The organism is Cognatishimia sp. WU-CL00825 (genome assembly GCF_040364665.1).
GTDB lineage: Bacteria > Pseudomonadota > Alphaproteobacteria > Rhodobacterales > Rhodobacteraceae > Cognatishimia.
The window spans coordinates 1-11,540 of the sequence record NZ_BAABWX010000012.1; the positions used below are offsets into that span (position 1 = coordinate 1).

Here is an 11,540-nt window from a genome sequence, read left to right on the forward strand (position 1 = left end):
AAACTCCTTTAGGGTGCAAGCCGAGATCGACTCGCGCAACAAGCTCTCTGCTGCCGTTGATATCGGTTTGCTGATGACAGAAACAGCGCAAAATCGTCATCTTTTGGTGCCGCGACGCCGCGTTTGTTGCAAATGTTGCGTGATGCGAGCGCTAACGTCGGGTTGGGCGTCTTTGGCCCCGGTCCAAAACCAGCACTAATTGGGGCTTAGCGGTTTGCCCCGGGCACCCAAAGAACATCTTGTTCGCCAGCATCGTTGGCCAGACGCGCGGCAACAAAAAACCAGTCAGACAGCCGGTTTAGGTAGGTCACCACGTGGGGGTTTACCTCGGCAAGGCTGGACAATTCGGTGGTCAAGCGTTCGGCGCGTCGCGCTACGGTGCGACACACATGCAAATGCGCCGACAGAGCAGAGCCACCCGGCAGGATAAAGCTGCGCAGCGGCGAAAGCTGGCTGTTCATCGCGTCGATTTCGGTTTCCAGCCGCGTGACTTGTGCGGCGACCATGCGCAGTGGCGGATAGTCTGCTTGGGCGTCTTTTTCCAAGTCCGGGCGGCACAGATCGGCCCCCAGATCAAACAGGTCGTTTTGAATCAACGCCAGTTGCGCATCCATTTCACCATCGGCCTGCAAACGGGCCACGCCGACAAAGGCGTTCAATTCGTCGCTGGTGCCATAGGAGTTGACCCGCGCATCGTGTTTTTGAACGCGGTCGCCATTGCCAAGGGCTGTGGTGCCTTTGTCGCCGGTGCGGGTGTAGATTTTATTCAGAACAACCATATCAGCCTCCGCTGCGCAGCCAGACAAAGAGCAAGATCAGGACCACAGCCACAAACTGGGCAGCGATCCGCAGGCGCATGATCTTGTTGGCGTATTTCTTGTTAAATTCACCACCTTTGGCAAATCCGCCCACGCCAACCAGCAATATGACCAGCACAGCGAGGATGGCCACGACAACAACAATGAGAAGCGGGTCTTGCAGCATGATTTGGGTCCTTTTGGCTTTGCAGCCTAGTTAGTCTGTTCGCCGGCAAAAGCGAATAGAAAACCACTATCAGCCCTTGGCGATGATCCAGTCTAATGTGCGTGTTGGCAGCAATCTGCGCAAGATACCCATAAGATAGGTGGGGGTCGTGACATAGTAGCGCAACCTTGGGCGCGGGCTTTGCAGGGCGTGGATCAGCTTTTTGGTGACCGCTTCGGGGGGCAATTCAAACGGGTCGCGGCCGCGCGACTCATACAGGCGGCGCAGTAGGCTGTCTTGGTATTGGTTGGCGCGCGGCGAGGCCTGCCAGTTGATCCAACGTTCAAAATGCGGGATCGAGTTTTGGCGGATACGCGAGGTGACGGGGCCGGGTTCGATCAGGATGATGTGCAGCGATGTGTCCTGCATTTCCAGACGCAGGACATCGGTCAGGCCTTCGAGCGCGAATTTGCTGGCCACATAGGCCCCGCGCCAACGGGCGGGCACCAAGCCAAGCACTGATGAATTGTTGATGATGCGGCCATGACCCTGGGCGCGCATCACCGGGATCACTTGGCGTGTCAGCTCGTGCCAGCCAAAAACATTGGCTTCAAATATGCTGCGCAGGGCGTCGGTGGGCAGGTCTTCGACGGCACCTGGAACGGCAAAGGCACCGTTGTTAAATAGGGCGTCCAACGTGCCGCCTGTGGCGGTCAGGACCTCGGCCAGCCCGGTTTGGATCGATGCACTGTCTTGATAGTCGATGCGCGGGCTTTCAAAGCCCAGATCGCGCAGGCGGTCACAGTCAATTTCTTTGCGACACGCGGCAAACACCCGCCAGCCCTGTGCTTTTAGCCCAAGCGCCGCGTCATGGCCAATGCCCGAGGAACAGCCGGTGATAAGGATGGATTTGCCAGTCATAGATGCCTGCCGCCTGTGGTTTTGGGCACGGTAGGCCGCCTTTGGGTGCTGGGCAATACGGGATTGCCTAATTGGCGATTTTGACCAAGAGCTTGGCAGACATCCAGCCAATGCGACCAGTTTCCAGCGATTGCAATTTGACCCAGCCATTGCCGGGTTCTTGCAAGACCTCGACTTCGGAATTGCGCAGCAGTTTCGCAATCACCGAATACTGCGTGCCCGGCCCATTGCGCATGTTCACGCGGCTGCCTTTGACACGGCGAAAATCCGGTTCTGCAAAGTTAAGCGATGCACGCGCCACGATGGATTGCGGTTGTACCTCTAGGTTTGGGAGATCGGCTGCCTCTGGTTTTTCCGGCCCAAGCTTTGCGATTTCTGCAACTGCGGTGGGCTGTGGCGTGCCGACCAGCCGTTTGGTGGTTGGCACAGAGGCCAACGTCACCGGCGCATCATTGGATGTGGTTGACGCCGTGGCTTCCAAAGCGGCAGGTGCCACAAACGCGACGGTTTGCAGATTTTCCAGAGGCGCGGCAGGGGCAGCGGGTGCGGCGGCTTGTGCGACGATCTGATCCTCGGAAACACGTTTTTTCCCAGGTTCAAAATCGCCGCCGCCACTCAACTCGTAAAACGCCCATCCTAAAAATAAGAAAGACAAACTGATAAACCGTACCACTTACGCTTCTCCAGACTAACGGTGCGACATGCACCCAAAGACCTGCGAATTGCACTGCAGAGCTTTGCAAGAATCACCCTAGCCCAAAGACGTGTCAGCATTCTGGCGGAAAAAAGGAGAAGTTTTCCCCCTATGCTCGCTTGTCGGGTCTCAGCTTGGCGGGTATCACGTTGTCATGACTGATCTTGTAGATGACGCAGACACCCCTTCCCATGAAGTTGCAGAGCCGCTTCGCCGCGCCATTGGCGAACGCTATCTGACCTATGCTTTAAGCACGATTATGCATCGGGCCTTGCCGGATGCACGGGATGGGCTCAAGCCGGTGCATCGGCGAATCCTCTATGCGATGAGTCGGTTAAAACTGGTCAGCAATGGCAAGTTTCTGAAATCCGCCAAGATCTCGGGCGACACCATGGGGGATTTCCACCCGCATGGGGATGCTGCGATCTATGACGCGATGGCGCGTTTGGCCCAGGATTTCAACGTGCGCTATCCGCTGGTGGACGGGCAAGGGAACTTTGGCAACATCGACGGGGATAACCCGGCGGCGTCGCGCTACACAGAAGCACGTATGACTTTTGTCGCCGAAGCGATGCTGAATGGTCTGGATGAAAACGCCGTAGATTTCCGCGACAATTACGATGGCCGTCTGACGGAACCGGTTGTTTTGCCGTCTGAATTCCCAACCTTGCTGGCCAATGGCGCCGCTGGAATTGCCGTGGGCATGGCGACCAATATTCCGCCACATAACATTGTGGAACTGGTGGATGCTTGCCTGCATCTGATCAAAACCCCGGATGCGCGCGACGACACTTTGCTTAATTACGTGCCGGGGCCAGATTTCCCAACTGGCGGCGTCATGGTGGAAAGCAAAGAAAGCATTGCGCAATCCTATCGCACCGGACGCGGCTCGTTCCGTCTGCGGTGTAAGTGGGAGGTCGAAGACCTTGGCCGCGGGCAGTGGCAGATTGTTGTCACGGAAATTCCCTATCAGGTTCAGAAATCCAAGCTGATCGAAAAGATCGCAGAGCTGATCCAAGTTAAAAAAGTGCCGATCCTCGCCGATATCCGCGATGAGTCAGCCGATGATATCCGGGTGATTCTTGAACCGCGCAGCAAGAATGTCGAGCCTGACATGCTGATGGGCATGATGTTTAAGTCCAGCGATCTTGAGGTGCGCTTTAGCCTGAACATGAACGTGTTGATCGACGGGGTCACCCCAAAGGTCTGCTCGATGAAGGAAGTGCTTCAGGCCTTTCTTGATCACCGCCGCGACGTGCTGAAACGCCGTTCGGCGCACCGGGTGGAAAAAATTGACCACCGGCTAGAAGTGCTCGAAGGCTTTATCATTGCCTTCCTTAACTTGGATCGCGTGATCGACATTATCCGCTATGATGATGCGCCCAAACAGGCGCTGATGGCACAAAACTGGGGCGGCACATTTGCGCGCGCCATGTCCGAAGCCGACTATGTGTCGCCGCTGCCTGCCAAAGGCGAAGGTGAGCTGACCGAGGTACAGGCCGAAGCCATTCTGAACATGCGTTTGCGCAGCTTGCGCCGGCTTGAAGAGATTGAACTGGTCAAAGAACGCGATGCTTTGATGGAAGAGCGCGCCAACCTTGAAGATCTTTTGGCCAGTGACCAGTTGCAATGGGACGCGATCAGCGATCAGTTGAAGCTGACCAAGAAAACCTTTGGCAAAGATTTTGACGGCGGCGCGCGCCGTACGCAATTTGCCGAGGCGGGTAACTTTGAAGAAGTGCCCATTGAAGCGATGATCGACAAAGAGCCAATCACCATTGTCTGTTCGGAAATGGGCTGGATCCGCGCCATGTCTGGTCATATCGACCTGACGCGCGAGCTGAAATTCAAAGACGGTGACGGGCCGCGGTTTATCTTCCATGCGGAAACCACCGACCGGCTGCTGGTCTTTGGCAGCAATGGGCGATTCTATACGATTTCCGCCAGCAACCTGCCCGGTGGGCGCGGCATGGGGGAACCTCTGCGTCTGATGGTTGATTTGCCAAATGACGCAGATATCGTTGATATTTTCACCCATTTGCCGGATCGCCGCCTGCTTGTGGCCTCGACCGCTGGCGATGGTTTTGTGGTGGCTGAAAACGATGTGATCGCCCAGACCCGCACCGGCAAACAGGTTTTGAACGTCAAAGCACCGACCAAGGCGCTGGTGTGTAAACCGGTGTTTGGCAATGCGGTGGCCTGTGTGGGCGAAAACCGCAAAGTGCTGGTGTTTGATCTCGACGAGCTGCCGGAAATGGGCCGTGGCAAGGGCGTGCGCTTGCAGAAATACAAAGATGGCGGCCTGTCAGATGCCACCACATTTGTCATCGAAAACGGGCTGAGTTGGAAAGACCCGGCCGGGCGCACCCGCACCGAAACCGCGCTTGCCGAATGGACGGGCAAACGCGCGGGCACCGGGCGTATGGCCCCAAGGGGCTTTCCAAGAGATAACAAGTTTAACTGATGAAATGCGGCCTGTTCTTCTGAGCGGGCCGTTTCGTATTAGGCAGTGTCAGCCGGCCCAAAGCGCGGTCTGCGGGTGAAATTGCGACCAGGCAAACCAAAAGGCCTGGTGGCTGCCTTGGTCAGCGCCATTTTGATCCACGATTTTGATGCCACCGGCGTCTAGTTCGAGGTGTAGGTTTTCAAAGATTACCTCTTGGCCGCGTTTCAGAGCGATCAGGGCTTTGCTGCGCTGAAAAGCAATCGGCGTGCCCGATGCAGTTACGATGCCGATGATGTCCTCATGAACCGGCAGGCGCGGATCGACATCACCAACCGGAAAAATTGGCCCGCCTGCATCGCGCCCATTGCGAAAATCAAAGTCCCGGCCCAGAGCCAAGGCTTCGATTAGAACTGTTGTTTCGGGATGTGCGCGCTTCCAGTCGCCCCATTGGGTGGTGATGACGGTGGCCTGTTGCAGTTGCAGACCTTTGCGAGCCAATGGCCCGGTGACAGCCTTGCCTTTGAATGTATCAAACACGGAATAGGTTTCCACATCATACATCACCTTGTTGGAGCGGATCAGCAGACCCGAGGTGCGCAGCACCGGGCGTTTGACGCCCTTGGGCAATTGATCGGTGAAATAGGCCTGCGCCGCACCGCACAGCGTGCAGTATGGAATGCCAAGATCGCGCCCACCCAGGGTGTCATTGACCATTTCGCGCACTTCCATGATGCGGCGGGGATAGGCGCGGTAAGCGCCGTTGACTTCGATGCCAAAGACAATGGCATCATCTGCCAGCCAAGTGGCCTCGGACGCGCTGCTGACTTCGGGGTTATCTGCTGCTGGAATGCAGTTACAGGGCGCGTCGGTGGTGCCAAAGGCCCGGTCATCAATCTGCACGCCGCCCCAGGATACATGCCGCCAGTCGATGTCGCCTTTGACAAAGATCTTTTCCCATCCGGGCACAATACTGGTGAATATTGCGCGCTTGCTTTTTAGGTAATTGGGCGGTTCAGGAATGTCCCAAGCGATCAAATGATCGGTCACCACCCCCCATTCATTGCGATGTGGCAGGTCTTTTTCCAGCAATTGTGACGCCGCATCAAGCAAAACCGCCGTCAATTGTGACCCGGCGGTAAAGCGCAAAAGGTCACTGATCAGCCACACCAGACGCGGGTCTTTTGCCGCAATGATTTCGCGTAGCGCAGCACTTTGGTCAGGCCCCCAACTGGCCTGTTGCATGCTGTCCTCAAAAGCCACTTTCACCGCAGATCTAAGCGGGTTGGAAAGCCTGCCGGTTGGCACCATCGGCGGCGTGCCAAATTGATCGGTCACATAGCTGGGCAGCGGATTTTTGGTTTGGGCGTGCAAAGGCGCGGCGGCTATCAAGCCAAGTGCCAAAACCGCAACCAGCCAGACAGGAAAGAGTTTGGGGTTAAATGTCGCCATGATCAGATGCCTTTGCTTGCTAAAACTGGCGTATCATCCAAAGTATTGACCCCGCCGGCCAATCACGATTGCTCAGCAATTGGTGAACCTATGTCGCTGACACCGCGCCGCGGAAATTTGCCATGGAAACTTGCCATGGAAATTTTCGCGCATGAGACCACATTTCTATTGAGCCCATTGCCACTGCCTGCCACTTTCGTGTCAGAGCTGGGGAACCAGCATCGCAGGGGGCATGTTTTGCAAGTCAAATCTCCATGGGAAACCGCAAAGGTCTCTGACCCGGGAACATCAACCGCCACGGTGGTAGACACAAATCCATATGACGACACGTCGACGCATTTTGTCGGTCGCCGCTGGCGCTTGTTCTGGATGTCGTTTCGGCTGGGCATCTTAACGGTTCTGACGCTGGGCTTTTATCGGTTCTGGATGAAAACCCGCTTGCGCCGCTGGTATTGGTCGGCCTGGCGACCTTTGGGGCATCCGCTGGAATATGTCGGAGACCCTTGGGAGAAACTGCTGGGATTTTTGATCGCCGTGGTCATTCTGGCGTTTTACGTCGGCATCGTGAACCTGCTTTTGATGTTTGCCAGCTTTGCGCTGTTTAACGGCAATGTGGCGGCCTATGTGCTTAGCTTTATCGGTGTCATTCCCCTGTGGTTCTATGCCCGCTACCGCGCCCGGCGTTATGTGCTGGCCCGAAGCCGTTGGCGTGGCGTGCGCTTTGGTCTGGCCCCCGGCGCATGGGGGTTTGCGGCCCGTGCCATGTGGCATTGGTTTCTGACGCTGATCACGCTTGGCCTGTTGTGGCCGCGCAAGGCGTTTTACCTGGAAAAATACATCACTGACCGCACCTATTATGGGGCAGAGGTGATGCAGCAAGGTGGGAAATGGATCGTTTTGTTCAGGCCTTGGCTGGCCGTCTGGTTGCCAATACTTATTGGTGCGGCTTTCGTTACATGGTTACGCTGGACGTCTTTGTACATAGATGTTGCTCAACTCTACTTGATGATTGCTTTTCTTATCTTTTGGTTCATTTGGGCGGTGCTGAATTACCGCGTGAAAAGCCTTGCCTACCTAACGTCGCAAAAACAAATCGCTGGCGCGACGCTGTATATGGCCCCTAGACGTTGGAAGGTCGCAGGCATTTATTTTTGGGGTTATCTACTGGCCTGTGTTTCTGTGACTTTGCTGTTGATCCCAATGGGCCTCATTCTGTTCGCTCTTGTTGCCAATTTTGGCGAAGAGTTTTTCGAAGTGGCCCAATCGCTAGAGTCCCTGCCAAAGGCAGGGCTGATTGCCATCAACATCGCACTATATTTTCTTGTATTTCTGACCTGGACAACCTTTGTGCACGCCTTCGTTCGCTTTCCTTTGTTGCGCCATTATGCGCAAAGCTTTGCATTGCGTTCGCCCGAGGGGTTGAAACAGGTGCGCCAACGCGGCCGAGACGAATTTAGCGAGGCCGAAGGCTTTGCAGAGGCGCTGGATGTGGGGGCGGCAATATGAGCGAGACCATGACAATCCGCGTGGGCGAACGCCCGGCTGCTTTGGGGGCTTTGGGCACCTATTTTGATGGTGAAACATCAGCGGCCCAACCGGCGCGGTTGCGCATCGAAGAAAGCCAAGCCGCACTGGTGATTGAAGTGGGGGGGCGGGTTATCCTGTGGCCGCTAAAAAACATCCGCCGGGTGCCCGATCAGGCTTTGGGCGATAATCTGGTGCTGGCCTTGGCTGGCGATCCCGTGGCCCGGCTTGTCACAGATGAACATCGAATTGCGCAACGTTGCCCCAATTTAAGACGCCGAAATTCCCATGTGAAACGCAGCAAAATTCTGACGTGGTCTGTTGGTGCTTTGGCCTCGGTTGCACTGATTATTCTGGTGCTGGTGCCCAAGATGGCGGATCAACTGGCGGAATATATCCCGCCCGATGGCGAACGTGCATTGGGCGAGACCACCTTGAGCCAAATTCGCACCGCCCTCAGCGACAACGATCTCGTCCCCATTCGGGGCTGCGCCAACGTTGATGGCTTTTCTGCCTTGGTCAAGTTGCAAGAGCGGTTGCAAAAACAGTCAAACATCACGAGCCAGATTACCGTACATGTGTTGGATCATAAAATGATCAACGCTTTCGCCCTGCCCGGCGGCCATATCGTGTTTTTCAAAGGTCTGATTGAGGCCGCTGAAACCCCCGAAGAACTGGCCGCTGTCTTTGCCCATGAAATGGGCCATGTGGTCAGCCGCGATCCAACCCGTCATGCCCTGCGCTCGGCAGGCTCAATCGGCGTGTTGGGCTTGTTGTTTGGCGATTTCGCGGGGGGGGCCTTGGTGCTGTTTTTAACCGAGCGTCTGATTGACGCCCAATACAGTCAAAGAGCCGAAATTGATGCGGATGTCTTTGGCATGGATATGTTGGAAAACGCCGAAGTTGATCCGGGCGCACTGGGGGCGATGTTTCAGCGCTTGCTGGACAAACACGGCGAGGCGGATGGCACCTTGGCGCATTTCATCACCCACCCCAAACTAAGCGAGCGCATTGCGGCCTCGCAGACGCGGCAGGCCGAAGTTGATCAGACCGACTTTGTCGCGCAACCGTTGCTGAGTGACGACGACTGGGCTGCCCTGAAAAACATCTGCTCTAGATAGGTTTGGCGTTGAGCCAAACACCGCCTTCGGGGCGCACAGTTAAGATCATCACAGGTTCAGGCTCACGGCCCTGAACCGGAGTGAACTCAAATCGGCTGAGCAGGGTGGCCAGAATGATCACTGCCTCTTGGATGGCAAAGCTTGCACCGATGCAAATGCGTGGGCCATCGCCAAAGGGCAGATAGGCATAACGATCAATGGTTTTGCGGTCGGCAAACCGCTCGGGCTTAAACGCGTCAGGATCATCCCACAACAATTCGTTGCGATGCAGCGCATAGATCGGGATCATCACCGTATCACCCGGCTTGATCTCGCGCCCACAAAGCGTGTCAGCAGCAAGGGCCGTGCGCGAGACAATGCCCGCAGGTGGATACAGGCGCAGCGCCTCGTCAATGATACTGCGCACATAGGGCAGGTTGGCCACATCTTCACCACTGGCCCCACGGCCTTGCAGAACCCCCTGTGCTTCGGCGCGGGCCTTGGCCTGCACCTTTGGATCAAAGGCGCATAAATACAGCGCCCATGACAGGGTCAATGCGGTGGTCTCGTGGCCTGCCACAATGAAGGTCAGCAGATTGTCACGCAGTTCGGATGTCTTCATGCGTCGTTTGGTTTCCGGATCAACGCCCTCGAGCAGCAAATCCAGAAGGTCGGGAATGTCACGCGGCCCGCGCGCGCGCCGTGCCTCGATGGCCTCATTCGCCACTTTGCGCATATCTTTAACCGCTGATCCCGACATCAAGCGCCCCGGACGTGGGATCCAATCAGGGGCCCCAATCATATCCAATAGCGATATTTTGCCCGCCTCGGCGATATAGCCATCAATGGCTTGGTGCACGCTTTGGGCATCCATTGATCCTTCGCCCGAAAAGGTCACATCGGCAATCACATCAAAGGTGGTGCGCACCATTTCGTCCATCAGGTTCACCGCCTGCGGCCCTGCCTCTGTGATCCGCGCACAGCAATCCTCGACCGCGGCGGTCATCACCGGGGCCAGTGCCATCACGTTGCGGTGGGAAAACACCGGCGCTGCTGCCCGCCTTTGCCAGCGCCATTCTGCCCCTTCGGCCACAAACATGCTTTCGCCAATCGCCGGGCGCAGCAGGTTCTTTGTCGCGTCAGATTTCGGGTAATTGTCCAGGTTCTCTAGCAGCATCTGCCGGATTGCCCCCGGCTCCATCACCATATGCCAGCGCAGGCCTGTTTTACCCGAGACCATCGGCTGTTTCACCGCGATATAAGGTAGAATATCCAGCAGGTTGTTGCGCGCCGCTTTCAAGCTTGCAAACAGCCCAAGCGGCACTTTGTGCAACGCCACATGGGCGGGCAATTTCTGGCTTTGGGACATAGTCACCTCCGTCACTGAACTTAAGCCTTGTTGGGCAAATTGGTAGCGGTTTGGCGAAAAATGACCGCCTAAGCGCCATTGAATTGCACCACGGCACCGGTTCCGTTATGCCAAGCAGGACCAATAGAGGGGTTTGGGCATGAAACGTTTGATCGCGCTGGGCGGGGTGTTGTTGGCTTTGGCGGGCTGTGCCCAAGAGGGGGCAACGCCAGAAAAACGTGATCTGGGTGATTTTGTACTGGGCCACAATATTGTTGTCGCACCAGATCTGCAAAAAGGCCCAACCTCGCGCAATGCCACCGCCGAAGAGCTGACCGCCTCGGTCAAAGCCGCTTTGGACAAGCGCCTTGGCAAATACGAAGGCGAGCGTCTGGTGCATATTGGCGTGAACATTGGGGCCTATGTGTTGGCCCGGCCCGGCGTGCCCTTGGTCTATACGCCCAAATCGGTGTTTATCGTCAATGTCTCTGTCTGGGATGACCGGGTGGGTGCCAAGTTCCACGACGAGCCTAAGCAAATCGTTGCCTTTGAGCAATTTGGTGGCACACCGATTCTGGGGTCGGGCCTGACCAAAAGCCGCGACGAGCAAATCGCTGCCCTGTCTGAAAGCACCGCGCGCCAAATCGAGGACTGGCTTGCCAAAAACGCCGTGTGCATGACCGAAACGCCGACCGAAAGACAGTTGGCTAAATGCTGGAAAAAGCCGGATAAACCCACAGACTCCGAGTAAAACGCCCTCGGGCGTCCTTCGGCGTTGCCGATATGCATTTATCCAAGAAAATGCACGCGCTTTGCGTCAAACAGGCGCTTGATTTTTGCCGCGCAACACAATATGTCGCGCCCGAAGATCAATTGGGCCAACCCGAGGCCCCCATAACTCAGAAGGCGCCTCAAGATGGCTAAGGAAAAGTTTGAACGTTCCAAACCGCACTGCAACATCGGCACAATCGGCCACGTTGACCACGGTAAAACCACGCTGACAGCAGCGATCACCAAGCAATATGGTGACTTCAAAGCGTATGACGAAATCGACGGCGCACCTGAAGAAAAAGCCCGCGGCATCACCATCTCGAC

Annotated in this window: 12 protein-coding genes; 6 read left to right on the forward strand and 6 right to left on the reverse strand. The window is 56.2% G+C overall.

Features of this window, described 5'->3' with window-relative positions:
- Positions 1-199, forward strand: a 199-nt coding sequence (locus tag ABXG94_RS17655; RefSeq protein ID WP_353536312.1) for a hypothetical protein, incomplete at its 5' end; no start/stop codon positions are given.
- 7 nt (positions 200-206) lie between these two features.
- Here ABXG94_RS17655 and ABXG94_RS17660 read toward each other — a convergent pair.
- From ABXG94_RS17660 to ABXG94_RS17675, 4 genes are all read right to left on the reverse strand, one after another.
- Positions 207-779, reverse strand: coding sequence for a cob(I)yrinic acid a,c-diamide adenosyltransferase (locus ABXG94_RS17660; RefSeq protein WP_353536313.1), 573 nt, complete (start codon positions 777-779; stop codon positions 207-209).
- Position 780: 1 nt separating this feature from the next.
- Positions 781-984 (reverse strand): twin transmembrane helix small protein, encoded by a 204-nt coding sequence (locus ABXG94_RS17665; RefSeq protein ID WP_353536314.1) that lies wholly within the window; start codon positions 982-984, stop codon positions 781-783.
- A gap of 69 nt (positions 985-1,053) precedes the next feature.
- On the reverse strand, positions 1,054-1,884 hold the full coding sequence (locus tag ABXG94_RS17670) for an SDR family NAD(P)-dependent oxidoreductase (protein WP_353536315.1): 831 nt from the start codon (positions 1,882-1,884) through the stop codon (positions 1,054-1,056).
- A gap of 67 nt (positions 1,885-1,951) precedes the next feature.
- Positions 1,952-2,557, reverse strand: a complete 606-nt coding sequence (locus ABXG94_RS17675; RefSeq protein WP_353536316.1) for an SH3 domain-containing protein — start codon at positions 2,555-2,557, stop codon at positions 1,952-1,954.
- A 175-nt stretch (positions 2,558-2,732) separates the two neighbouring features.
- Between ABXG94_RS17675 and ABXG94_RS17680 the strand changes: the two genes are divergently transcribed.
- On the forward strand, positions 2,733-5,042 hold the full coding sequence (locus ABXG94_RS17680; protein ID WP_353536317.1) for a DNA topoisomerase IV subunit A: 2,310 nt from the start codon (positions 2,733-2,735) through the stop codon (positions 5,040-5,042).
- A gap of 48 nt (positions 5,043-5,090) precedes the next feature.
- Here the strand turns inward: ABXG94_RS17680 and ABXG94_RS17685 are convergent, their stop codons facing one another.
- On the reverse strand, positions 5,091-6,473 hold the full coding sequence (locus ABXG94_RS17685; RefSeq protein WP_353536318.1) for a DUF3179 domain-containing (seleno)protein: 1,383 nt from the start codon (positions 6,471-6,473) through the stop codon (positions 5,091-5,093).
- Between the two features lie 135 nt (positions 6,474-6,608).
- Between ABXG94_RS17685 and ABXG94_RS17690 the strand changes: the two genes are divergently transcribed.
- Together ABXG94_RS17690 and ABXG94_RS17695 are read left to right on the forward strand one after the other, a co-directional pair.
- Positions 6,609-7,979, forward strand: a complete 1,371-nt coding sequence (locus ABXG94_RS17690; protein ID WP_353536319.1) for a DUF898 family protein — start codon at positions 6,609-6,611, stop codon at positions 7,977-7,979.
- Positions 7,976-9,118, forward strand: coding sequence for a M48 family metallopeptidase (locus ABXG94_RS17695; protein ID WP_353536320.1), 1,143 nt, complete (start codon positions 7,976-7,978; stop codon positions 9,116-9,118). The genes ABXG94_RS17690 and ABXG94_RS17695 overlap by 4 nt, the downstream gene beginning before the upstream one ends.
- Here the strand turns inward: ABXG94_RS17695 and ABXG94_RS17700 are convergent.
- Positions 9,111-10,466: a cytochrome P450 gene (locus ABXG94_RS17700; RefSeq protein WP_353536321.1), complete on the reverse strand. Its 1,356-nt coding sequence runs from the start codon at positions 10,464-10,466 to the stop codon at positions 9,111-9,113. The genes ABXG94_RS17695 and ABXG94_RS17700 overlap by 8 nt on opposite strands.
- A 139-nt stretch (positions 10,467-10,605) precedes the next feature.
- Here ABXG94_RS17700 and ABXG94_RS17705 point away from each other — a divergent pair, with 139 nt between their 5' ends.
- Together ABXG94_RS17705 and ABXG94_RS17710 are read left to right on the forward strand one after the other, a co-directional pair.
- Positions 10,606-11,196, forward strand: a complete 591-nt coding sequence (locus ABXG94_RS17705; RefSeq protein WP_353536322.1) for a hypothetical protein — start codon at positions 10,606-10,608, stop codon at positions 11,194-11,196.
- A 165-nt stretch (positions 11,197-11,361) separates the two neighbouring features.
- On the forward strand, positions 11,362-11,540 hold a 179-nt coding region (locus tag ABXG94_RS17710; protein WP_353536323.1), incomplete at its 3' end, for a GTP-binding protein.

Bases quoted from the DNA above. Each gene is read 5' to 3' on its own strand.
- ABXG94_RS17680 (WP_353536317.1), top strand. From the start codon at position 2,733: ATGACTGATCTTGTAGATGACGCAGACACCCCTTCCCATGAAGTTGCA.
- ABXG94_RS17695 (WP_353536320.1), top strand. From the start codon at position 7,976: ATGAGCGAGACCATGACAATCCGCGTGGGCGAACGCCCGGCTGCTTTG.
- ABXG94_RS17665 (WP_353536314.1), bottom strand. From the start codon at position 984: ATGCTGCAAGACCCGCTTCTCATTGTTGTTGTCGTGGCCATCCTCGCT.
- ABXG94_RS17660 (WP_353536313.1), bottom strand. From the start codon at position 779: ATGGTTGTTCTGAATAAAATCTACACCCGCACCGGCGACAAAGGCACC.
- ABXG94_RS17690 (WP_353536319.1), top strand. From the start codon at position 6,609: ATGGAAATTTTCGCGCATGAGACCACATTTCTATTGAGCCCATTGCCA.
- ABXG94_RS17700 (WP_353536321.1), bottom strand. From the start codon at position 10,466: ATGTCCCAAAGCCAGAAATTGCCCGCCCATGTGGCGTTGCACAAAGTG.
- ABXG94_RS17670 (WP_353536315.1), bottom strand. From the start codon at position 1,884: ATGACTGGCAAATCCATCCTTATCACCGGCTGTTCCTCGGGCATTGGC.
- ABXG94_RS17705 (WP_353536322.1), top strand. From the start codon at position 10,606: ATGAAACGTTTGATCGCGCTGGGCGGGGTGTTGTTGGCTTTGGCGGGC.
- ABXG94_RS17685 (WP_353536318.1), bottom strand. From the start codon at position 6,473: ATGGCGACATTTAACCCCAAACTCTTTCCTGTCTGGCTGGTTGCGGTT.